Below are 22163 nucleotides of genomic sequence, written 5' to 3'. Positions count from 1 at the left end.
CTCGCGCCGTCATCCGGAGATGCTCGGGTCAAGCCCGAGCATGACGAACGGCCATGAGCACCGCTCCCGAACCCGTTGCCGGCGCACGCACCGGCCTCGCCGGCCTGCTCGTCGTGCCGGCGACGCTCTTTGTCGCGATCGGGCTGCTCGGCCCGATCGCGATCCTGTTCCGCTATTCGCTGAACCAGTTCATTCCCGGCCAGTTCATGGTCGACGGGCTGACGATCGAGAACTACGTCAAGTTCTTCACCGACGGCTATTATCTCAACGTGCTGGCCCGCACGGTCCGGGTCGCGGTGGTCTGCACGGTGGTCTGCCTGATCATGGGTTTCCCGCTGGCCTATGTGCTGGCCCGCACCCAGAGCCGTTTCAAGAATCTGCTCATCATTTCGGTGATCCTGCCGCTCTTCGTCGGCAATGCCGTGCGCGCCGCAGGCTGGATGACCGCCTTCGGCAGCAAGGGCGCCTTCAACGCCTCGCTGATGGGGCTCGGCCTCATCAGCCAGCCCATCGAGATCATGTACACCGAGAACGCCGTGCTGATCGGCATCATCGCGGTCAACCTGCCCTTCATGGTGCTGACGCTGCAAAGCGTGATCGAGGGCATTCCGCGCAATGTCGAGGAGGCCGCCTTCAGCCTCGGCGCCGGGCCGGCCGCAATGTTCCGCCGCGTGCTCTGGCCACTCGCCCTGCCCGGCATCCTCGCAGGCACGATCCTGACCTTCATTCTCGCGATGAATGCCTATGCCACGCCGGTCCTGCTCGGCGGCCCGAAATTCCAGATGATGGGCCCGCTGGTCTATGGCCAGTTCGCCCAGCAGAACAACTGGCCCTTCGGCGGCGCGATCTCGTTCATCCTGATGACGGCCACGATCCTGCTGACGGTCGCGGCCAATCTGATCGTCCAGCGGCGCTACCGTTGACCCAGCCGCCGCGAAGCCTGCGGCGCCGCGTCGCTGGTCGAGCGCCACGCTGGTCAAGGGAGCCACCGCGCTTTATGTGCTGACGGATGACACTCACCGGTTCACTCGTCCCCGTCGCGGTCGGCGCCGTTGCCGTCGTGCTCCTGCTCGGGTTGGCGAACATGTTGCGTGGCGGCAGCGCCAGCACCTCTCAGAGGCTGATGCGGCTGAGGGTCATCCTGCAGTTCGTCGCGATCCTCGTGATCCTTTTCGTGATGTGGTGGCGCAGCGGCTGAGGCCTTGCCCGCAGCGGCATCGGCATCGGCATCGGCATCCGCAGGGTTGATCTATCGGCAACTCACTGATTCCAAACGGATTATCCTATCTCGCACTCGCGAGATCGAGCCGTTCGCCACGATCTCGCCTTATTCTCGACACGAGTCTCTGCGCTTTCTTAACCTCCGCCTGGCCGTCGAGAAAAACAGTTCTGCCCATGGTTCGCGTCGCGTCGCTGCTCATCGCCGGCTCTCTGGCAGCCTCGCCTCTGGCGGCGCAGGCCCAGGCTCTCCCGGCCGGAGTTTCGAGCTACGCTCCCGCGACCGAACCATCCCCCGCGCTCACCTGGGAGGCCCGCATCGGGGCTGCCGTCGCCAATCCGGGCGGGCGCGAAAGCGGTTTGCTCAACTTCGGCGGCGAGATCGTGACGCCGCGTCCGGTCACCCTGACGGACCGCTTCGCCAATGCCTTCGTGCCACGCTTCCATCTCGGTGCCAGCGCCAATTTTAACGGCACGCGCTATGCCTATGCCGGCGCGACCTGGACCGTCGATCTGACGAAGGCCGTCTTCGTCGAGGCCAGCCTCGGCGCTGCACTCAACGACGGCAAGACAGGCGGGGTCATCTCCGAGAACCGGCTCAATGTCGGCTGCAATGCCGGCACGCGCGAGGCCGCAGCCCTCGGCGTACGTCTGAACGACCGCTGGAGCCTGGTCGCGACGCTGGAGCATTTCAGCACCGCGGGATGCTCGGACCGCAACCAGCCGCGTGGCCCGGCCAATGTCGGCGCAAGGCTCGGCTACAGCTTCTGAGCCGAGGCCTTTCGCCTTACCCATCCCTCGAGGCAAAGACACCTTCCGTCCGGCAGCGACCGCGCTATAACGCCGTGATGGTCAAGCTCAACCGAATCTACACGCGCACCGGCGATGACGGCACCACCGGGCTCGCGGCCGGGCCGCGCCGGCCGAAATTCGACCTGCGCGTCGCGGCCTATGGCACGGTCGACGAGACCAATGCCTGCATCGGAATCGCGAGGCTCCATGCCGCCGCCGAGGATGCCGCCGTCGATGCCATGCTCGGCCGCATCAGCAACGATCTCTTCGATCTCGGCGCCGATCTCTCGACGCCCGAGACCGGCAAGCCCCTTGGCTACGAGCCACTGCGCATCGTCCAGGCCCAGGTCGACCGGATCGAGAGCGAGATCGACCAGTTGAACGCCGATCTGGCACCCTTGCGCTCCTTCGTGCTGCCAGGCGGCACGCCGGCAGCCGCGCATCTGCATCTGGCCCGCACCGTAAGCCGCCGGGCCGAGCGGCTGATGGCGGAACTGGCGCATCTGCCGGGCGAAACCATCTCGAAGCCGGCGCTGAAATACATCAACCGCCTCTCGGATTTCCTCTTCGTTGCGTCGCGCTTCCTCAATGCCACGGCCGGGGGCGACGTGCTCTGGGTGCCTGGCCAGAACCGCTAGAGGGCCCGGTGTTCATCCCCCTGCATGACGGCGTCCCGCTTCGCTTCATGCGCGCGCCCTATGTCACCTACGCGCTGGTCGCGATCTGCATCGCGCTCTATCTGCTGGTGACGCTGCGCCAGAACGCGGAAGGCCAGATTGCGACCGCCGCCGGTTTCGGACTGATCCCATCGGTCTTCTTCGGTGCGGCGCAGCTGCCCGCCGAGCTGCTGCAGGCGCCGCCCTGGGTGACACTGTTCAGCAATATCCTGCTGCATGTCGGTTTCGCCCATCTCGCCGGCAACATGCTCTTCCTCTGGGTCTTCGGCGACAATGTCGAGGACGCCATGGGCCATGGCCGCTTTGTGCTGTTCTTTGTGCTCTGCGGTCTCGGCGGCTCGCTCGCCCATGCCCTGATGAACCCTGCCTCCGACCAGCCGCTGGTAGGCGCCTCGGGCGCGATCTCGGGCGTCATCGCCTCCTATCTGATGCTCTATCCGCGCGTCCGGATCTGGGGCCTCGCCTTCAACTGGATCCCGCTGCATATCACCGCACTCTATGCCATCGCCGGCTGGATCCTGTTCCAGCTCGTCCAGGCGATGATCGATCCGCAGGGCCATGTCGGCTGGTGGGCGCATCTCGGCGGGCTCGGCACCGGCGCGGCGCTGACACCGCTCTTCATCCATCGCGGCGTCACTCTGTTCGGGCGCGTGGCGAGGGGCTGAGAGGTGCGGTTCAGGCATCGCGGATGGGCAAATGGTGGCGTTGACAAGCGCAAACGGCCGTCGTTACGGTCCGTCCGCATTCAAGCCGAGAGCCGCGATGCCGCGATCCTGCCGCCGGTAGCGGCGCGGCCAAGGGTGTGGCCAAGATTGCGGCTAAGACAGCCTCTTTTCTGAACGGTGATGATGACGATGAAGATCCTTGTGCCCGTGAAGCGGGTTGTCGACTACAACGTGAAGATCCGCGTCAAGGCGGACGGCTCCGGCGTCGAGCTCGCCAACGTCAAGATGTCGATGAATCCATTCGACGAGATCGCGGTCGAAGAGGCGCTGCGCCTCAAGGAAGCCGGCAAGGCGACCGAAGTCGTCGTGGTCTCGATCGGCCCGGCACAGGCCGCCGAGACGATCCGCACGGGCCTCGCCATGGGCGCCGACCGCGGCATCCTGGTCAAGGTCGACGGCACGGTCGAGCCGCTCGCCGTCGCCAAGCTGCTGAAGAAGGTCGTCGAGCAGGAGAGCCCGCAGCTCGTCATCCTCGGCAAGCAGGCGATCGACGACGACTCGAACCAGACCGGCCAGATGCTGGCCGCCCTGCTCGGCTGGCCGCAGGGCACCTTCGCCTCGAAGGTCGTGGTCGGCGACGGCGCGATCGACGTGACCCGCGAGGTCGATGGCGGCCTGCAGACGGTCGGCCTCAAGCTGCCGGCGATCGTCACCACCGATCTGCGCCTGAACGAGCCGCGCTACGCCTCGCTGCCCAACATCATGAAGGCCAAGAAGAAGCCGCTCGACGAGACCACGGCCGAGGCGCTCGGCGTCGATGTCGCGCCCCGCCTCAAGGTGCTCAAGACCGTCGAGCCCGCCGGCCGCTCCGCCGGCGTCAAGGTCGGCTCGGTCGCCGAGCTGGTCTCGAAGCTGAAGAACGAAGCAGGAGTTCTCTGATCATGACGACGCTGCTTCTCGCCAAGCACGACAACAAGAGCCTCAACGAGGCGACCCGCAAGGCCCTGACCGCAGCCATTGCGCTCGGCGCCCCCGTCCATGTCCTCGTCGCGGGCCACGACGCCAAGGCCGTGGCCGAGGCCGCAGCCAAACTCGACGGCATCGAAAAGGTGCTGCTCGCCGAGGACGCTGCTTACGAGCATCGCCTTGCCGAGCCGCTGGCCGCGCTGATCGTCTCGCTCGCCGGCTCCTATGACGCGATCGTGGCGCCCGGCACCACCACCGGCAAGAACGTGATGCCCCGCGTCGCCGCCCTGCTCGATGTGATGCAGGTCTCGGAAGTCACAAAGGTCGTTTCGGCCGACACCTTCGAGCGGCCGATCTATGCCGGCAACGCCATCCAGACCGTGCAGGCGACCGACGCCAAGAAGGTCATCACCGTGCGCGGCGCCTCCTTCCAGGCGACCGGCGACGGCAGCACCAGCGCGCCGGTCGAAGCGGTCGCCACGGCCGGCAATGACGGGCTCTCGAGCTTCAAGGGCGAGGAGGTCGCCAAGTCCGACCGTCCCGAGCTGGCCTCGGCCAAGATCATCATCTCCGGCGGGCGGGCCCTCGCCTCCTCGGAGAACTTCGGCAAGGTGATCGAGCCCGTCGCCGACAGGTTGGGCGCCGCCATGGGCGCTTCGCGCGCCGCGGTCGATGCCGGCTACGCGCCGAACGACTGGCAGGTCGGCCAGACCGGCAAGGTCGTTGCGCCGGACCTCTACATCGCGGTCGGCATTTCGGGCGCGATCCAGCATCTCGCCGGCATGAAGGACTCGAAGGTCATCGTCGCCATCAACAAGGACGAGGAGGCGCCGATCTTCCAGGTCGCCGATTACGGCCTCGTCGGCGATCTCTTCACGATCCTGCCCGAGCTCGACGCCGAACTCGCCAAGATCGGCAAGTAAGGCCGGCAATCGCCCGCATCCCGCCGGAAACGGCCACGCAACAAGACCCGGGCTGCCGCGCAAGGCGGCCCGCATCGCTTCCGAAAGCGAAAGCGATGACACCGGAGATGGAACAGACCATGTCGGCTCAGGCGATCAGGACGATCGGCATCATCGGCGCAGGCCAGATGGGCAACGGCATCGCCCATGTGGCGGCCGTGGCCGGCTTCGAGGTCAGGCTTCACGACCTCGCCGAGGAGCGCATCAGGGCGGCGCTGGCGACGATCGACGGCAACATGGCGCGTCAGGTCGCCAAGGGCGCGATCGGCGACGAGATTCGCCGCGACGCCATGGCCAAGATCACGGCCGCGCCCGGGCTGGAAGGCCTCGCAGACTGCGACCTCGTCATCGAGGCCGCGACCGAGAGCGAGGAGACCAAGCGCAAGATCTTCACCGCCGCCTGTCAGCACATCAAGCCCGATGCGATCCTGGCCTCGAATACCTCCTCGATCTCGATCACCCGCCTCGCCGCGGCGACCGACCGGCCCGAGCGCTTCATCGGCATCCATTTCATGAACCCCGTGCCGCTGATGCAGCTCGTCGAGCTGATCCGCGGCATCGCCACCGACGACCAGACCTTCGAGCTGGCCAAGGAATTCGTCGGCAAGCTGCACAAGACGGTCTCGGTTTCGGAGGATTTCCCAGCCTTCATCGTCAACCGCATCCTGCTGCCGATGATCAACGAGGCCGTCTACACGCTCTATGAGGGCGTGGGCTCGGTCGACGCGATCGACACGGCGATGAAGCTCGGCGCCAACCATCCGATGGGCCCGCTCCAGCTCGCCGACTTCATCGGCCTCGACACCTGCCTCTCGGTGATGCAGGTCCTGCATGACGGGCTGGCGGACTCGAAGTACCGGCCCTGCCCCCTGCTGGTGAAATATGTCGAGGCCGGCTGGCTCGGCCGCAAGACCAAGCGCGGTTTCTACGACTACCGTGGCGAGAAGCCGGTTCCGACGCGCTGAATTTCGCGTCATGCCCGGGCTTGTCCCGGGCATCTCTCCCAAATTCATCCTGCATGAGATGGTCGGCCCAGGCCCGACCATGACGCCGCAGGCTGCCTCGATGCCGCATCCTCTTCACATTCCTGTCGTCTCGCGCTTACATTGATCTCCGTGCGGGATTCGTCCCGCGCGACGAAGCGGAGGTGCGGCGGGTTTGACGGCGCATGTGATGCATCCGATGGCCTCACCGGACGGTTGTCCGGCGCTGGTCCTCAATGCCGATTTTCGGCCCCTGAGCTATTATCCGCTCTCCCTCTGGAGCTGGCAGGACGCGATCAAGGCGGTCTTCATGGACCGCGTGAACATCGTTTCCGAATACGACACGGTCGTGCGCAGCCCGAGCTTCGACATGAGGCTGCCCTCGGTCGTTTCGCTCAAGACCTATATCAAGCCCTCGCGCACGCCGGCCTTCACGCGCTTCAACGTCTTTCTGCGCGACCGCTTCTCCTGCCAGTATTGCGGCACGCGCGACGACCTCACCTTCGACCACGTCGTCCCGCGCTCCAAGGGCGGCATGACGACCTGGGAGAACGTCGTCGCGGCCTGCTCGCCCTGCAATTTGCGCAAGGGCGACAAGATGCCGGCCACCGTGGACATGTTCCCGATGCAGAAGGCCTACGCCCCGACGGTCAACGACCTGCACCGCAACGGCAAGCTGTTCCCGCCGAACTACCTGCATGAGAGCTGGCTCGACTATCTCTACTGGGATTCCGAGCTGGAACCGTGAGCCGCAGGCCTACCCGCGCGGCCGCCTGACCAGACCCGTCAATGCCAAAGCGAGCAGGCCGAGCGAGGCCAGCGCGTTCCAGCCCGCCAGCGAAAGCCCCAGAAAGCGCCAGGCGGCTTCCGAGCAGGCGACGACGCGCGTCGTCTGAAGCTGTTTCATGAAGTCCTGCATGCCGGCCGCAGCCGGGGCCGCCGCTCCGCCGCAATCATTGGGGCCGGCGAACCAGCCCCATTCGACGCCGGAATGGTAGACGCCGAGCCCGGTACTCCAGGCCATCAGCCCGGCGAGCCCCAGCAGCACCAGCCATTGCAACGGGGCCGAGCGCGCCAGCACCAGCGCCGCGGCGGCAAGCCCGATCGCAGCGTAATGCGGCACGCGCTGCTCGAGGCAGAGCTTGCACGGCCGCAGGGCCACGACGATCTCGAAGAACCAGGCACCGGCGATTAGGGCGAGGCAACCGAGCCCGATCAGCAGGATCAGGCGCGAGAGCGCGTCCGGGCTTCGCGTCGCGGCAACGGGAACGGATGTCATGGCCAGGCTCGGCGGCAGGAAAGGTGGCAGGGATGTCGGCGGCGGAAACGATCAGCAGGAGAAAAGCTGGCCCGATCCTGCGACCAGCTTGAGGCCGAAATACAGCAGGATCAGCGCAGCCGCAGCCACCACCGCGATCACTTTCAGGCGACGTTCGATGAAATGCCGGATGGTCGCGCCATAGCGCCGCAGCAGGAAGGCGAGCGCGAAGAAGCGGAAGCCGCGCGCCAGCACGCAGGACAGGATGAAGAAGCCGAGCCCGATATGGACGGCGCCGGCGAGGATCGTGACGACCTTGATCGGCGGCAGATGCGCCAGTCCCGAGGTCGTCAGCAGGATCAGCGTCGTGTCGGGGCCGGCGCAGGCCCGCAGCGTCTCGAAGGCGCCGAGCTTGCCGTAGAAGGCAAGCACCGGCCGGGCCAGCGCCTCGAAGGCATAATAGCCGATCGCATAGCCGGCGATGCCGCCCAGCGTCGAGAACACGGTCGCGACCAGCGCGAAACGATAGGCCCGCGACGGGCGCGCCAGCGCCATCGGGACATAGAGCACATCGGCAGGGATGAGAAAGAACGAGCTTTCCACGAAGGCGACGATGGCGAGCCAGAGTTCGGCCCTCGGTCGTCCGGCCAGCGACATGGTCCATTCGTAGAGGCGCTTGATCATGGCGCTGATCTAGCGTCACCGCCCCGGCGCGTCCATCCGCGTGCGGCGCTTTTCGCCGCGACGCGACAGATTGACCAGCCACGGCCGTTCGCTATAGTCCGGCCGCCCGCAAGGGGCCCCTGTGGCGGAATTGGTAGACGCGCTCGACTCAAAATCGAGTTCCGCAAGGAGTGCTGGTTCGATTCCGGCCAGGGGCACCATCCGGCTCGCCGTTGCGAGCGGGTTTCGCTAGCGCATCAGGCCTGCGGCCCTCAACGCATCCTCGATGACCTTTGCCGGACCTGACGCAGCGGCTTTCGCAGCCTTCGATTCGTCGGGAAACGGCCGGTCGTTCTGCCGCCGAGTGGAGCCGGTCGCAGCGGCGTTGGTCGTGCGGCGGTCCTGCGCGAGAGCGGCAACCGGCTCGCCAAGCTGCCAGAACGCCGCGATGTGCCGGGTCGAGGAGATCCCTGCATGCAACATGAAGGCCCTCGGCGCGCCGATCGCGTCCTTGGCGTCAAGCGGTGTGCCGTGCCCCATGCCGGCGATCTCGAAGGCCTCGATCTGCGCTACGCCTGTCGCGTCGCACCAGACGCGCCGGGTATGACCGTCCACGCCGACCGTCCGGGTCGGGGTCGGCCCCAGCCCGTGAACGCCGCGCCATTGCGATATGAGGGCTCCACTGTTGGCCGGGACGACGGTGCGATCCTGCATGCCGTGCCAGATTGAGAGCGTCGGCCAAGGCCCGGCATGGCCGGACGCATTGCTCACAGCACGCTGCAACGCCTCGTCTCCCGACAGCCCGTGGCCGCGCATCCGGTCGAGCGCTTCCGGAACCGACGACGCGCAGCCGAAAGGCAGTCCCGCGATGATCGCACCACCGGCGAAGAGCTCCGGATAGGTCGCGAGCATCGCAGCCGCCATCGCGCCGCCAGCCGACAGCCCGGTGACGAAGACGCGCCGACGGTCGAGGGCGTGGCTGCCGATCATGGTGCCGACCATCTGCGCGATGGACAAGGCCTCGCCGGAGTCGCGGCGGATATCGCCCGGCACGAACCAGTTGAAGCAGCGATTGGGATTGTTCGCGCGCTGCTGTTCCGGAAACAGCAGCGCGAAGCCATGCCGGTCCGCGAGTTGCGACCAGCCCGAGCCGTGGTCGTAGTCAGCCGCCGTCTGGGTGCAGCCATGGAGCACGACGACCAGCGGCGCGCCTTGGGGCAGCCCGCCCGGCGCATATCGATAGGCCCTGAGCGCTCCGGGATTGGATCCGAAGGCGGTCAGTTCGGCGAGGCGGGAGGTTTGCATCGCGGAGCCGCCCATCTTCCGGAAAGCGGCCAGACGAGCGATCGTTTCAGAGATACCGGCCATGATGCCATCCTGCGTTGGCCAGCCCAGGATGGCGCCGACACGCTCTCTGAACGCAGCCATACCCGTTTTTGTTGCGTTGCAACATACGCATCGCAGATGAGATCCCCCAGCCGCCGGGATTGCCTTGCCGCGCTACGATGGCGGACAATGTCGCCTCGCCTTCGCACGAGCCCCATCGTCAAGTCCCCATAGTCACGCCCCTATAGCCAAGCTCCGAGGCCGCCTTGCGCATCCTGCTGATCAACCCCAACACGACAACCGAGGTCACGGCGCTCATGGAGCGGGTGCTGGCGCCGCTTCTGCCGGCCGGCGTCAGCCTCGTGCCGGTCACCGGGCGCTTCGGGGCGCGCTACATCGCCAGCCGTGCGGCCTCGACCATCGCCGGCCATGCCGCGATCGAGGCCTATGCCGAGCATGGGCGGACTTGCGACGCGGTCTATCTCGCCTGCTTCGGCGACCCCGGCCTGCTGGCGCTGAAGGAACTGGCCCGCATCCCCGTCATCGGCATGGCCGAGGCAAGCTGCCTGGCGGCGGCGGCGCTGACGGAGCGCTTCTCGATCGTCACCGGCGGCGAGCGCTGGGGGCCGATGCTGCGGGAGTTCGTCGCCATGCTGGGCCTGGGCGACCGTCTCGCCGCGGTCGAGACCGTTGCCCCGACAGGCGCCGAGATCGCGCGCGATCCCGACGGCGCCATCGCGCTTCTGGCCGAGGCCTGCCGGCGGACGGCAGCGCGTGACGGCGCCGGCGCCGTCATCCTCGGGGGCGCCGGCCTCGCCGGTCTCGCGGCCCGCATCCAGCCGCATCTCGACCTGCCGGTGATCTGCTCGGCAGAGGCAGGGCTTCAGGCCGTGCTGGCGGCGCTGCGCGATCCGCCGAAGAAGCAGGCGACCGGCGATCTCGCTTCGCCGGCCCCGATCGGCAGCACCGGACTCGCCGAGAGCCTCGCGGAGTTGCTCGCGCGCCCTTGAGCGAGCCGCCCGCCCCGCCTCAGCTTTTCCTGCCCAGCGAGATGCCGTTCTGCGATGCGACCCAGTCGGACAACATCGGCACGTAGTCGTCGCCCTTGCCGGCCGCCACGGCGAGCGCGAAGCTGTTCTTCACCGCATTGCCGATCGGGTTCGGAACGCCCGCCGCATTGGCGACGCTCTCGAGATAGCGGACATCCTTCAGCGCATTGACCAGGGTGAACTTGTGGGCGTCGCGGTCGCGCTCGAGCACATATTGCATGAAGGTCTGGTAGAAGCCGCAATCCATCCGCGAGCCCCGCAGCACACTGTCGAAGGTCTGCGGCGTGATGTCGATCTTCTGCGCCAGGGTCAGCGCCTCGGCATAGATTGCGGCATAGCCCATCGAGAGGAAGTTGTTCAGGAGCTTCATCTTGTGGCCGTCGCCGACCGGGCCGAGATGCACGACCTTCTGCGCCCAGGCTTCGATCGCCGGCCTGATCCGCGCGAAGACCTCCGGCGTCGTCCCGACCATGGCGGAAAGCTGCCCGAGCGCCGCCTGGGCCGGCGTGCCGCCGAGCGGGGCATCGGCCAGATGAAGGCCCCTGGCCTCCAGTTCCCGGGCGATCCTGACGGTGACCGTCGGGTCGGAGGTCGAGCAATCGATCACGACCGTACCGGGCTTGGCCCCCGCGACGATGCCGTCGGGGCCGTTGACCACCGCCTCCACCTGGGCCGAGCCGGTCACGCAGAGGAAGATGATCGTGGCGTTCTGGGCCAGTTCCTTCGGCGTCTTCGCTTCCTTCGCCCCGGCCGCGACGAGCTCCTCGACGGGCTTGCGGTTGCGATGCCCCATCACCGTCAGGGGAAACCCCTTGTCGACGAGGTTTCGCGCCATCCCCTGGCCCATCAGCCCGACGCCGATGAAGCCGACCGACTCTTTGGTTGCAGTCATCTTCAATTTCCCCTGCTTATATGAGAATGACCTGTCGACATGGCGGATTGCCTGGCCAGGAACAGCTTGTCGGGCGTTTGCGTCCGGCCGCGGAGAAGAGCGTCATGACCAGCAGCGGCCCCATCGGCGCCGGGTCTCCCATCAGGCTGCAGCCTGCGGTTCCGGGCGGGCGTGGCCGCGTCACGCTGCAGATCATCGCGGATCGTCTGGCCGTCTCGACCGCGACCGTCTCGCTGGCGCTGCGCGGCTCGCCGCTGGTGGCGGAAGCGACGCGCAGCCGCGTCCAGCAGATGGCCCGGGAGATGGGCTACAGCTATAACCGCAGCGCCGCCTCGCTGCGCACCGACCGCACCAACATCCTCGGCGTCGGCTTCCACGACATCACCAATCCCTATTTCGCCGAACTTCTTGCCGCGATCGAGGAAACCACGACGGCAAACGGCCGCTCGATCCTGCTCGGCACCTATGGCGAGGATCTCGCCCGGCAGGACCGGGTCCTCAACACGCTCAAGGAATACCGCCCCGACGGCATGATCCTCTGCGCCGCGGGCGGCAGCACGCCGGAGACCTTCGCCCATCTGATCGCGGCCGGTGTGCCGATCGTACAGCTCTCCCGCTCGATCCGGGACGACCTCGACTTCGTCGGCTCCAATGATCGCCACGGCACCATTCTGGCGATGGAGCACCTGATCGGGCTCGGCCATCGCCGCATCGCCTTCATCTGCGAGAACCAGCGCATCTCGACCGGACGCAACCGCTATCTCGGCTATTGCGAGGTGCTGACGCGCTACGGCATTCCCGTCGATCCGAGCCTCGTCTATGCCGGTCACGGCACCCGCGAGAATGGCTCGAAAGGCATCCAGACCGTGCTCGATGCGGCGGACCCGCCGACGGCCGCCGTCTGCATGAACGATCTCTCCGCCTTCGGCGCGATGCTCGGGCTGCGTCATCGCGGGCGCGAGGCCGGCATCGATTTCTCGATCGTCGGCTGCGACGACGTTCAGGAAGCGGCGCAGTGGTACCCGGCCCTGACGACGATCCGGAATTTCCAGGACGAGATGGGCAGAAAATCGGCCAAATTCCTGATCAGCCGCATCGCCGCTCCGGACGCTCCGCCGCGGCGCCTGCTTCTCACGCCGGCGCTCGTCATTCGCGGCACGACCACGCCACCGCGGAGCTGAGGCGCCGGGCGGCGGCTCACGCATCGTTCGCGGGCCGGGCGTTGAGCGCGCGATAGGCCCGCACCACCTGCGAATCGTCACGCCCGCCATGACCGAGGCCAGACGAGGCCAGGAACATCTGGTGGGCGGCTGCAGCCAACGGCAGGGCGGTCTTGGCCGCGCGCCCGGCATCGAGCACGATCCCGAGATCCTTGACGAAGATGTCGACCGCGCTCGCCACCGCCGGGTCGGGCTCATGCATCCGCGGGCCACGGTCGCGCAGCATCCAGGACGAGGCGGCCGAGCCGCCCATGATCTCGAACAGCAGCTTTCCGTCGATGCCGGCCTTCTCGGCGAGCGACAGCGCCTCGGCTGCGACCGCGATATGGACGCCGCAGAGGAGCTGGTTGACCGTCTTCACCGTCGCACCCTGGCCCGGGGTCTGGCCAACATGGAAGACCTTGTCGCCGAGTGCCTCCAGCACCGGCCGCGCCTGGTCGAAGCTCTGCTGCGGCGCGCCGACCATGATCGTCAGCGTGGCGCCGCGCGCACCGTTGACGCCACCCGAGACCGGCGCATCGACCAGATGCCGTCCGGAGCTCGCCACTTCGGCGGCGATAGCCTCGACCTCGCCCGGCGGGCAGGTCGCCATCAGGATCACCAGCGCGCCCGGCGCCAGCGCCTCGATCGCCCCGGCCTCGAACAGGACGGAGCGCGCCTGCGCGGCATTCACCACCATCAGCACCAGAACCCCGGCGCCCTCGGCCGCCGCCCTAGCGCTCCCGGCGGCATGCCCTCCTGCGGCAACCAAAGCCTCGCGCGCGCTGGCGCGCATGTCGAAGCCGGTGACGCGGAACTGGCGCTTGACCAGGTTCTCGGCCATCGGCGCGCCCATGGCGCCGAGCCCGATGAAGGCGATGGAGGTCGTCATTCTATGCGTCTCTCAAAGGCTGTGCCGCGACTTATTCCTTCACCGCCCCGGTCATCGCCGACACGTAATGCTCGACGAAGAAGGCGTAGAGGATGACCAGCGGCAGCGAGCCCGCGAGTGCGCCCGCCATCAGCGAGCCCCAGCGATAGATGTCGCCATCGACGAACTCGTTCACGATCGCCACCGGCACGGTCTTGTTCTGCGTCGATGACAGAAAGGTCAGCGCGTAGATGAACTCGTTCCAGCACAGCGTGAAGGAGAAGATGAAGGCCGAGATCAGCCCCGGCACCGCCAGCGGCAGGATGATCTTGATCAGGATCTGCGCCCGCGTCGCGCCGTCGATGAGCGCGCATTCCTCGAGCTCGTAGGGAATCGTCTTGAAATAGCCCATCAGGAGCCAGGTCGAGAACGGGATCAGGATCGTCGGATAGACTAGGATCAGCGCCAGCGGCGTGTCGAACAGGCCGACCTTGTAGATCACCGTGGCGAGCGGGATGAACAGGATCGAGGGCGGCACCAGATAGGCCAGGAAGATCAGCGCGCCGACCGTGACCGCGCCCTTGAAGCGCAGGCGCACGATCGCATAGGCGGCGAGCACGCTCGCGACCAGCGAGATGAAGGTGGCGCAGGTCGCGATGAACATCGTGTTCCAGAGCCAGCGCGGGTAGTCGCTCTCGAACAGCAGCTTGTAGATGTGCTTGAAGGTCGGCTCCCAGGTCCAGAACGGGCTGACCTTGTCCATCTCGATGAGCTGATGGTCGGGTTTCACCGCCGTCAGCGCCATCCAGTAGAACGGGAAGAGCAGGACGATCAGGATCAGGACGAGCGGGATATAGGTCGTGACGACGCGCCGGGGCAGCGTCTCCAGATAGCCCATGCCCTCGCTATGGTCGGGGGTCGCCTGGCGGCCAGGGCTGTCCTGGCCCGCATCGATGCTAGTCATTGCTGCCACCCTGCTGCCATTTGCGCGTCTGGAGCCCGTACCAGGCGATACCGATCGCCGCGAGCAGGAAGGGGATCATTGCCGTTGAGATCGCCGCGCCCTCGCCGAGCTGGCCGGCGATGATCGCACGCTGATAGGAGAGCGTTGCCATCAGATGCGTGGCGTTGACCGGCCCACCCCGGGTGAGCGCCCAGATGAGCTGGAAATCGGTGAAGGTGAACAGCACCGAGAAGGTCATCACCACCGCGATGATCGGCGTCAGCAGCGGATAAGTGATGTGGCGGAAGCGCTGCCAGTTCGTGGCGCCGTCGAGCGTCGCAGCCTCGTAGAGCGAGGGCGAGACCGTCTGCAAGCCCGCGAGCAGCGTGATCGCGATGAACGGCACGCCGCGCCAGACATTGGCGAAGATCGTCGACCAGCGGGCATTCCAAGGGTCACCGAGGAAGTTGATGTTGTGGTCGATCCAGCCGAGCTGGCGCAGCGACCAGGAGATAATCGAGAACTGGCTGTCATAAATCCACCAGAACGCGATCGCCGACAGCACGGTCGGCACGATGAAGGGGATCAGCACGGCAGCGCGGATCATCGCCTTGAACGGCAGGTGCTTGTTGAGCAGCAGCGCCAGATAAAGCCCGATCACGAATTTGGCGGCGCTGGCGACGGTCGTATAGAGCAGCGTATTGAAGACCGAGGTCCAGAACACGCTGTCGTCCCAGAGCCATTCGTAGTTTTCGAGCCCGATGAATTCGCCGGCACGGCCGATCTTGGTGTCGGTGAAGGACAGCCAGACGCCGAGCCCCAGCGGATAGGCCAGGAACAGGAGCAGGATGCCCATCGCCGGCACCATGTACCAGAAGCCGAGCCAGTTGGGGCTGGCCTTGAGCTTCTGCCAGGTCGTGCGCTCGCTTCTGAACGGCGTCAGGCGGGCCGGCATCTCGACTGCGGAATTGGCCATCGCGGGTCCGATGTGATGCGGGAAATCGGTCCGGCCACCGGGCCGGACTGTGATGTCGTGTCGCGAAAGGGGGCGAAGGACGGCCCGCCGGAGCGGGCCGCCTCGTCAGGCATTGCGGCTCAGCGATAGATGCGCTTGGCCTGCCGCTCGGCGCCGGCCATGGCGCCCTTGATGTCTTCGCGGCCGGTGACGTAGTTCGCGAACATGTCGACCACGATGAAGTCGGCGATCGCCGCGGCGGCCTTCTCACCCAGCGTGCCGAGGCCGGCCGGGGTCAGCGTACGCTTGGCAACGTCGCGGAACGGCGTCGTCTTCGGATCGGCCGTCCAGACCGGGTTCTTGTCGTATTCGGCCAGGAAGTGCGACAGGTAGCCCTGCGCCGCGCCGATCCACGGGTTGAACTGCGGCGAATCCAGCATGAAGGCGATGAAGGCCTTGCAGGCGTTGGGAACCTTCGTGAACTGGAAGGCCAGCATCGTGAAGGGCAGGTGCAGCTCGGTCGGCTTGCCGATCGGGCCGATCGGCATGTAGGCGTGGTCCATGTCGGCAGCCATCTGGGGCTTTTCCTTCTTGGCCGCGACATAGACCGAGATGCCGTTGACGGTGGTGTGCAGTTCGCCGGCGAGGAAGGCCTTGTTGTTCGAGGAATCGTTCCACGAGGCGGTGCCGGGGATAAAGGTGTCGTAGAGCGCCTTGGCGTACTCCAGCGCCTTGGCGGTCTCGGGCGTGTTGATGATGACCTTGTCGTTCTTGTCGACGAGGTTGCCACCATGGGTCCAGAGCAGCCAGTGCATCCAGGTGTTGGCGTCGCCCGAGGCGTGGCCGAAGGCCATGCCAGCCGGCGTGTTGTTGGCCTTCAGCGCCTTGCAGAGCTCGAGGAAGCCGGCGGTGTCCTTCGGGAATTCCTTGAACCCGGCCTTGTTGATCGAGGAGATACGGTAGTTCATCAGGCCGCCGCTGGCCGCGATCGGAATGCCGATCCATTTGTTGCCGAGCTTGCCGTAGGCTTCCGCCGACGGGAACCAGCCGCCATGCTTCTCACCGAGATATTTCGAGACATCGGTGAGGTCCATGCACTTCTGCGGGAACAGATGCGGCAACGAATACAGGCCCCAGACCAGGTCGAGGCCCTGCCCGGTATTGGCGACCACCGAAGCCTTCGGCTGGAGATCGTCATAGGATTCGTTGGTGACAGTGATCTTGGCGCCGGTGGCCTTCTCGAAGGCTGCGACAAGGTTCATGAAAGCGACGTCTTCCGCCTCCACGAAGCGCTTCCAGCGCATCAGGTTGATCTTGGCGTTGGGCTCGACCTTGAAGGGCGAGGCCTGCGCCCAGGCCTTGGCATAGGCGAGCAAGTTCGCGCTGCTGCCCAGCCCGAGAGCGGCACCGCCCTTGAGCAGTGATCTGCGATCGAAATTCATGTTCATCCTCCCTGGATAAGGTTCGACGGCTCTTCGAGTGGCCGTCTTGAACCGGGTTGTCCGGCCGTTTCAGGTCACGATTCTCTTCCCCGTGCCGGCGTCGAAGAGATGTGTCACATTGGTGTCGGGCGTGATGCCGAGGCTCTCGCCGGGCTTTGCGGTGATGCGCTCGCGGAACACGCAAGTCAGCGTCTGGCCGCCGCAGCGGACCACGACCTGGGTCTCCGACCCCATCGGCTCGACGACCACCACCTCGGCCTTCAGCCCGTTGGGATCGAGCTGGATATGCTCCGGGCGGATGCCGAACACGGCGGCCTTGCCGTTGGAATCGGCCGGATGGCTGCCGATCGGCCAGACGACGCCGCCCTCGGTCTCGAAGCCGCCGGCGGTAATCGTGCCCTTCAGCAGGTTCATCGAGGGCGAGCCGATGAAGGCCGCCACGAACAGGTTGGCCGGCCGGTCGTAGAGTTCGAGCGGCGCGCCCATCTGCTCGACGATGCCGTCATGCATCACCACGATCTTGTCGGCCATGGTCATGGCCTCGATCTGGTCATGGGTGACGTAGACCGTCGTGGTCTTGAGGCGCTGGTGCAGCTCCTTGATCTCGGTGCGCATCTGCACGCGCAGCTTGGCGTCGAGATTGGAGAGCGGCTCGTCGAACAGGAAGACCTGCGGATCGCGCACGATGGCGCGGCCCATCGCGACGCGCTGGCGCTGCCCGCCCGAGAGCTGGCGCGGATAGCGGTCGAGCAGCTTGTCGAGCCCGAGGATACCGGCGGCCTTGCCGACGCGCTCGTCGATCTCCGCCTTCGGCGCCTTCCGCAGCTTCATCGAGAACGCCATGTTGTCGGCGACCGTCATATGCGGGTAGAGCGCATAGTTCTGGAACACCATGGCGATGTCGCGTTCCTTCGGCGGCACGTCGTTGACCACGCGCGGGCCGATCCGGATCTCGCCGCCGGAGATGTTCTCCAGCCCGGCGATCATGCGCAGCAGGGTCGATTTCCCGCAGCCCGACGGCCCGACCAGGATCACAAACTCGCCGTCGTCGATATCGATGTCGACGCCGTGGATGACCTGGGTCGCGCCATAGGCCTTGCGCACGTCGGCAATCTGGACTGAGGCCATGTGGGCCCTCTCCTAAACTTCGTTTCCCCGTGGACCCGGTGATCCGCCATTTCCGGCAGAGTCCGAGTCGCATCGTCTATCGGCCTGTTGCGACCGATCGATGAAGGCTGCCGTCGGCTAAGGACCGCGCCTCGTTCAGGAGGGACGGTCCCTTGCGTCGGACTTCATCTGCGATAAAGTCATACCATACAGACAGGCGTGTCAAGCGCGGGACGCAAGGCGGCAGGTGGGTCCACCGGATGCCTGCAGCAACGGAAGAGGCGCCAAGACGATGCGGGTGCGCGACTATTCGCGGCCGACGACCCTCAACCCCGACCGCCTCTTCGGCCAGGTCGCGCAGAAGCTCGCTGTCGCCATCATCACCGGCGCCGTCAAGGCCGGCGAATTGCTTCCCAACGAGGACGATCTGCGCTCCGACATTTCGGTCTCCCGCACCGCCTATCGCGAGGCCGTCAAGGTGCTGACCGCCAAGGGGCTGGTCGAGGCCAGGCCCAAGAGCGGCACCAGAGCAGCCCCTCGCGATAGCTGGAATCTGCTCGATCCCGACGTCCTCTCCTGGCATTTCGAGGCCGATCCGAACGAGAAATTTATCCGTGATCTCTTCGAGTTACGCCGTTTCGCCGAGCCTGCCGCCGCGAGGCTGGCAGCCCAGCGGCGCACGCCCACCGACATTGCGCGGATCGAGGCCGCCTACCGCGGCATGTCCGACAACCAGCCCTATGCCGACGCGACGATCCGCGCCGATCTGGCCTTCCACGAGGCCGTCTTCGCCGCTTCACACAACGCCACGCTGATGTGTCTGGCCAGCGCTGTCGCGGCCACGGTGCAGTGGTCGCTTCTGCTCAAATCGGTCGACGACCGCGATTTCTTCATCGCCTCCCTGGTCGATCACGAACGCGTGCTGGACGCGATCATCCAGCGCGACAGCGACCTCGCATCGGCCCGGATGACGGCGCTGGTGATCGACAGCCTGAACACGACGCTGGCCTTCCTGACCCCGGGCGCGACGGCAGCGATCCACAAAACGGCATGATTAAATCATACTATATATGCGCCATCTGCGCTTTGTCGGCAGCGCGCGGCGTGGTGGGATGCCCGACGATGATCGCAGCGAGGCCGGCAGCTTCCATGCGACCGCCCTATCCGGCAACATCTAATCGATTCATATTCGCCTGATCAAGCCGCCCGACCATCACCCGAAGCCTACGGAAACGTCCCCCATGACACGGCCCAACGCCACCGAAATCCTGATGACCGGCCCGCTGATGGCCTATGCCGCCGACCAGTTGAAGGCCCAGTACGCCGTTCACGAATTGTGGAAGGCCGAGGACAAGGCGGCCTTCCTGCGCGAGATCTCCGGACGCGTGCGTGGCATCGCCGCTGGCGGCGGCCACAACCGGGTCGATGGCGCGCTGTTCGACGCGCTTCCCAACCTTGAGATCATCTCGAGCTTCGGCGTCGGCTACGACCATGTCGACGCAGCCGAGGCCGGCCGACGCGGCCTCATCGTCACGAACACGCCCGACGTCCTGACCGACGAGGTCGCTGACCTCGCCATCGGCCTGCTGATCTCGACCGTCAGGCAATTGCCGCAGGTCGACCGCTATCTGCGCGAGGGCAAGTGGCTGAAGGCCGCCTATCCGCTGACGACCTCGCTGCGCAAGCGCTCGGTCGGCATCGTCGGCCTCGGCCGCATCGGCAAGGCTGTGGCCCACCGCATCGAGGCTTTCGGGCTGCCGATCGCCTATCACGGCCGCTCGCGCCAGGCGGACGTCCCCTATCGCTACTATCCCTCGCTGGTCGAGATGGCGGCCGATGTCGACACCCTGATCTCGGTCGCGCCCGGCGGCGCCTCGACCCATCACATCATCAATGCCGAGGTGTTGAAGGCGCTCGGCCCCAACGGCATCGTCGTCAATGTCGGGCGCGGCACCGTGATTGACGAGAAGGCGCTGGTCGAAGCACTGCAGAACAAGACCATCCTCTCGGCCGGCCTCGACGTCTTCGAGGATGAGCCCCGCGTGCCGGCCGAGCTGATCGCGATCGAGCATGCCGTGCTGCTGCCCCATGTCGGCTCGGCCTCCGTCCACACCCGCGAGCAGATGGGCCAGCTCCTGGTCGACAATTTGCTCTCCTGGTTCGATGACAAGGGCCCGCTCACGCCCGTTGCCGAGACCCCATGGAAAAAGGCCTGACCGGACGGATGCGCCTCGCTGCGCTGGCAGCCCTGCCGCTTCTGGCGGCTGGGAGCCTTCTCCCTGCAGCCGGTCTCCACGCCCAGACCGCCCCGCCGCCGCGCGGCGCGGACCGGGCGCCCGAGGCAATCCGCGCCCTGCTCGGCGCCTGGGATCTCGAGATGCCCGGCGCCTCGCGCGGCTGCACGGTCACGCTCGGCGCCGAGGCGGCGCCCCAGGGCCGCCAGCTCCGCTTTCCCGCGACGTGCCGCCGGGCCCTGCCGATCCTGGACACCGTGACCGGCTGGAACCTCGCGCCGGAAGGCGGGCTGCGGCTGCAGGATGCACAGGGCAAGACGGTGATCGCCTTCCGCGACGGCGCTCCCGAGCGCGGCTTCACCGGCAGCGGCTCCGACGGCAAGGCCTATGCGCTGGCCTCGAAGAACCATCCGCGCGCAGCGCGGCGCCCCGTCGCCAGCCCGGCCGAACTCGCCGCAACGGCGGCCCAGCGCCCGACCCTCGTCGATCCCGCCCGCGCGCCAGCACCCGACACCCTGCCCGGTCGCTACGCGGTGATGCGCCAGCCCGACCGCGAAGCCTGTCGCATCGTCCTGAGCCCTGCGGCCACCGGCGCGCCGGCTGCAGGCCCGGCCGCTTTCGAGGGCCTGTGCAGCGACACCGGGCTCGCGATCTTCGATCCCGCCGGCTGGCGCTATCTGGCCGGCCGGCTCACGCTGGTCGCCCGGAAAGGCCACGGCGTCGAACTCGTCTTCGAGAACGGCCAGTGGCGCAAGGACCCCGCGGTCGGCGCGCCGCTTCTGCTGCGCAGGCTCGCGCCCTGATCGGAACACGACCGGGGCGTATGGCATCAGCCATTGGTCCCGATTGTGAGAGCCCCGACCTGCCGTTAGGTTAGGCTGAAACGGGATGTTGCAGCGCGTCTCTGGCGATCGGGCCTGATCGTTCCTAGATCGGCGCGACGCGCCCGAAGCCGGGGCGCAGACAAAAGGATCGCCTGATGTTCAACGCCAAATCCCTTCTCGATGCCCTCGTCAGCGCTGGCACCCAGGCCGGCAAGCCTCGCGGCCAGGGCCAGACGGGCACGCTCGGCTCCATCCTGGGCGGCCTCGCCGAACAGGTTCAGAAGAGCGGCGGCGTCGGCGGGCTCGCCGGCATGGCCGGCCAGATCCTGACGCAGGCGACGCAAGGCGTCGGCGATGCCGCGCGCCAGACCGGCGTGCAGCAGAAGGCCGGCGAGGCGCTGGGCCAGGTCTCCGGCGGGCGCTCGGCGCAGGATGTGCTGGCCCAGGCCAAGGCGATGTTCGACAAGAACCCGGCGATGGCGACCGCCGTGCTCGGCGGCCTCGGCGCACTGGTCTTCGGCTCGTCGGCCGGCCGGGCCGTCGTCGGCTCCGCTGCCCGTCTCGGCGGCATGGCTCTGATCGGCGGCCTCGCCTACAAGGCCTATCAGAACTACCAGTCCGGCAAGCCGATGCTCGATATCGGCAGCCCCGAGGTTCTGCCCGCCCCCTCCGGCACCGGCTTCGAGCCGGGAGCCGCGAGCGAGGCGACCGCGCTCGTCTTTATCCAGGCCATGATCGCCGCGGCCGCGGCCGATGGAGCAATCGATGCCGACGAGCGCGCCGCCATCCTGGGCGGCCTGCGCGAGGCCGGTTTCGATCAGGAAGCGAATGAGTGGCTGGCCAGGGAAATGGCCAATCCGGCTTCCGTCGAAACCCTGGTCGAGGGTGCCGAAAGCCCCGAGCTGGCAGCGCAGATCTACACGGCGGCGCGCATCGCCATCAATCCGGACACGCCGAAGGAAAAGGACTTCCTCGCCGGGCTGGCGGCCTCGCTCGGCCTCGACGCCGAACTCGTCGCCAACATCGACGCCGCCGCCAGCGCGGCGAAGGTCTGACGCACGCCCGGATCGTCCCGGGCATCCCCGGCGTCCAATCGCTCGCGCCGCAGCCGCAGCTCTCCGAGCGGCGGCTGCGGCC

General features: G+C 66.8%; 24 protein-coding genes and 1 tRNA gene. 16 read left to right on the top strand and 9 right to left on the bottom strand.

The window, feature by feature from the left end; all coding sequences use genetic code 11:
• Window positions 1-53: 53 nt before the first annotated feature.
• The 9 genes from C8D03_RS11885 to C8D03_RS11845 all read left to right on the top strand — a co-directional run bounded on the left by C8D03_RS11885 (window position 54) and on the right by C8D03_RS11845 (window position 7011).
• Window positions 54-923 carry an ABC transporter permease gene (locus tag C8D03_RS11885; RefSeq protein WP_108046444.1) on the top strand — a complete coding sequence of 290 codons (870 nt, stop codon included), beginning with the start codon at window positions 54-56 and terminating at the stop codon, window positions 921-923.
• A gap of 86 nt (window positions 924-1009) precedes the next feature.
• Entirely contained in the window at window positions 1010-1198 is a 189-nt protein-coding gene (locus C8D03_RS11880; protein ID WP_108046443.1) for a twin transmembrane helix small protein, read from the top strand.
• Window positions 1199-1395: 197 nt separating this feature from the next.
• A complete protein-coding gene (locus C8D03_RS11875; protein WP_108046442.1) occupies window positions 1396-1989 on the top strand; it encodes an acyloxyacyl hydrolase in 594 nt (197 codons plus the stop codon).
• A gap of 77 nt (window positions 1990-2066) precedes the next feature.
• Window positions 2067-2648: a cob(I)yrinic acid a,c-diamide adenosyltransferase gene (locus tag C8D03_RS11870; RefSeq protein WP_108046441.1), complete on the top strand. Its 582-nt coding sequence runs from the start codon at window positions 2067-2069 to the stop codon at window positions 2646-2648.
• Window positions 2649-2656: 8 nt separating this feature from the next.
• Window positions 2657-3352, top strand: coding sequence for a rhomboid family intramembrane serine protease (locus tag C8D03_RS11865; RefSeq protein ID WP_108046440.1), 696 nt, complete (start codon window positions 2657-2659; stop codon window positions 3350-3352).
• 189 nt (window positions 3353-3541) lie between these two features.
• Window positions 3542-4291 (top strand): electron transfer flavoprotein subunit beta/FixA family protein, encoded by a 750-nt coding sequence (locus tag C8D03_RS11860; protein ID WP_108051553.1) that lies wholly within the window; start codon window positions 3542-3544, stop codon window positions 4289-4291.
• Window positions 4292-4293: 2 nt separating this feature from the next.
• Window positions 4294-5241: an electron transfer flavoprotein subunit alpha/FixB family protein gene (locus C8D03_RS11855; protein ID WP_108046439.1), complete on the top strand. Its 948-nt coding sequence runs from the start codon at window positions 4294-4296 to the stop codon at window positions 5239-5241.
• Between the two features lie 107 nt (window positions 5242-5348).
• Window positions 5349-6245 (top strand): 3-hydroxybutyryl-CoA dehydrogenase, encoded by an 897-nt coding sequence (locus C8D03_RS11850; protein WP_108046438.1) that lies wholly within the window; start codon window positions 5349-5351, stop codon window positions 6243-6245.
• A 208-nt stretch (window positions 6246-6453) separates the two neighbouring features.
• Window positions 6454-7011, top strand: a complete 558-nt coding sequence (locus tag C8D03_RS11845; protein WP_108051551.1) for an HNH endonuclease — start codon at window positions 6454-6456, stop codon at window positions 7009-7011.
• Window positions 7012-7020: 9 nt separating this feature from the next.
• On the opposite strand, the gene C8D03_RS11840 is transcribed toward C8D03_RS11845, so the two are convergent.
• Window positions 7021-7542: a disulfide bond formation protein B gene (locus C8D03_RS11840; protein ID WP_108046437.1), complete on the bottom strand. Its 522-nt coding sequence runs from the start codon at window positions 7540-7542 to the stop codon at window positions 7021-7023.
• A 51-nt stretch (window positions 7543-7593) separates the two neighbouring features.
• Window positions 7594-8205 (bottom strand): YqaA family protein, encoded by a 612-nt coding sequence (locus C8D03_RS11835; RefSeq protein ID WP_108046436.1) that lies wholly within the window; start codon window positions 8203-8205, stop codon window positions 7594-7596.
• Between the two features lie 115 nt (window positions 8206-8320).
• Between C8D03_RS11835 and C8D03_RS11830 the strand changes: the two genes are divergently transcribed.
• A tRNA-Leu gene (locus C8D03_RS11830) sits at window positions 8321-8405 on the top strand.
• A 28-nt stretch (window positions 8406-8433) separates the two neighbouring features.
• Here C8D03_RS11830 and C8D03_RS11825 read toward each other — a convergent pair.
• On the bottom strand, window positions 8434-9552 hold the full coding sequence (locus C8D03_RS11825) for an extracellular catalytic domain type 1 short-chain-length polyhydroxyalkanoate depolymerase (protein ID WP_108051549.1): 1119 nt from the start codon (window positions 9550-9552) through the stop codon (window positions 8434-8436).
• A gap of 224 nt (window positions 9553-9776) precedes the next feature.
• On the opposite strand from C8D03_RS11825, the gene C8D03_RS11820 reads away from it, so the two are divergent.
• Window positions 9777-10520, top strand: coding sequence for an aspartate/glutamate racemase family protein (locus tag C8D03_RS11820; RefSeq protein ID WP_108046435.1), 744 nt, complete (start codon window positions 9777-9779; stop codon window positions 10518-10520).
• Between the two features lie 19 nt (window positions 10521-10539).
• Here the strand turns inward: C8D03_RS11820 and C8D03_RS11815 are convergent, their stop codons facing one another.
• Window positions 10540-11457, bottom strand: a complete 918-nt coding sequence (locus tag C8D03_RS11815) for an NAD(P)-dependent oxidoreductase (protein ID WP_108046434.1) — start codon at window positions 11455-11457, stop codon at window positions 10540-10542.
• 98 nt (window positions 11458-11555) lie between these two features.
• On the opposite strand from C8D03_RS11815, the gene C8D03_RS11810 reads away from it, so the two are divergent.
• The gene (locus C8D03_RS11810) at window positions 11556-12632 is read left to right on the top strand and encodes a LacI family DNA-binding transcriptional regulator (RefSeq protein WP_108051547.1); all 1077 of its coding nucleotides are present in this window, start codon (window positions 11556-11558) and stop codon (window positions 12630-12632) included.
• A 16-nt stretch (window positions 12633-12648) separates the two neighbouring features.
• Here the strand turns inward: C8D03_RS11810 and C8D03_RS11805 are convergent, their stop codons facing one another.
• The 5 genes from C8D03_RS11805 to C8D03_RS11785 all read right to left on the bottom strand — a co-directional run bounded on the left by C8D03_RS11805 (window position 12649) and on the right by C8D03_RS11785 (window position 17989).
• The gene (locus C8D03_RS11805) at window positions 12649-13542 is read right to left on the bottom strand and encodes an NAD(P)-dependent oxidoreductase (protein ID WP_108046433.1); all 894 of its coding nucleotides are present in this window, start codon (window positions 13540-13542) and stop codon (window positions 12649-12651) included.
• A gap of 31 nt (window positions 13543-13573) precedes the next feature.
• Window positions 13574-14485 (bottom strand): carbohydrate ABC transporter permease, encoded by a 912-nt coding sequence (locus tag C8D03_RS11800; RefSeq protein ID WP_108046432.1) that lies wholly within the window; start codon window positions 14483-14485, stop codon window positions 13574-13576.
• Entirely contained in the window at window positions 14478-15419 is a 942-nt protein-coding gene (locus C8D03_RS11795) for a carbohydrate ABC transporter permease (protein ID WP_181301310.1), read from the bottom strand. Before C8D03_RS11795 ends, C8D03_RS11800 begins: the two co-directional genes overlap by 8 nt.
• A 140-nt stretch (window positions 15420-15559) precedes the next feature.
• Window positions 15560-16867 (bottom strand): ABC transporter substrate-binding protein, encoded by a 1308-nt coding sequence (locus C8D03_RS11790; protein ID WP_465246441.1) that lies wholly within the window; start codon window positions 16865-16867, stop codon window positions 15560-15562.
• A 63-nt stretch (window positions 16868-16930) separates the two neighbouring features.
• Window positions 16931-17989: an ABC transporter ATP-binding protein gene (locus tag C8D03_RS11785; protein WP_108046429.1), complete on the bottom strand. Its 1059-nt coding sequence runs from the start codon at window positions 17987-17989 to the stop codon at window positions 16931-16933.
• A gap of 271 nt (window positions 17990-18260) precedes the next feature.
• Between C8D03_RS11785 and C8D03_RS11780 the strand changes: the two genes are divergently transcribed.
• The 4 genes from C8D03_RS11780 to C8D03_RS11765 all read left to right on the top strand — a co-directional run bounded on the left by C8D03_RS11780 (window position 18261) and on the right by C8D03_RS11765 (window position 22081).
• The gene (locus C8D03_RS11780; protein ID WP_108046428.1) at window positions 18261-19022 is read left to right on the top strand and encodes a FadR/GntR family transcriptional regulator; all 762 of its coding nucleotides are present in this window, start codon (window positions 18261-18263) and stop codon (window positions 19020-19022) included.
• A gap of 187 nt (window positions 19023-19209) precedes the next feature.
• On the top strand, window positions 19210-20184 hold the full coding sequence (locus C8D03_RS11775) for a 2-hydroxyacid dehydrogenase (RefSeq protein WP_108046427.1): 975 nt from the start codon (window positions 19210-19212) through the stop codon (window positions 20182-20184).
• Entirely contained in the window at window positions 20169-21005 is an 837-nt protein-coding gene (locus tag C8D03_RS11770; RefSeq protein WP_108046426.1) for an AprI/Inh family metalloprotease inhibitor, read from the top strand. The genes C8D03_RS11775 and C8D03_RS11770 overlap by 16 nt, the downstream gene beginning before the upstream one ends.
• 176 nt (window positions 21006-21181) lie before the next feature.
• A complete protein-coding gene (locus tag C8D03_RS11765; protein ID WP_108046425.1) occupies window positions 21182-22081 on the top strand; it encodes a tellurite resistance TerB family protein in 900 nt (299 codons plus the stop codon).
• Window positions 22082-22163 lie beyond the last annotated feature (82 nt).

This window comes from Bosea sp. 124 (genome assembly GCF_003046175.1).
GTDB lineage: Bacteria > Pseudomonadota > Alphaproteobacteria > Rhizobiales > Beijerinckiaceae > Allobosea.
The sequence above is the reverse complement of the archived record's forward strand: the minus strand, read 5'-3'. Positions and strand labels throughout refer to the sequence as shown.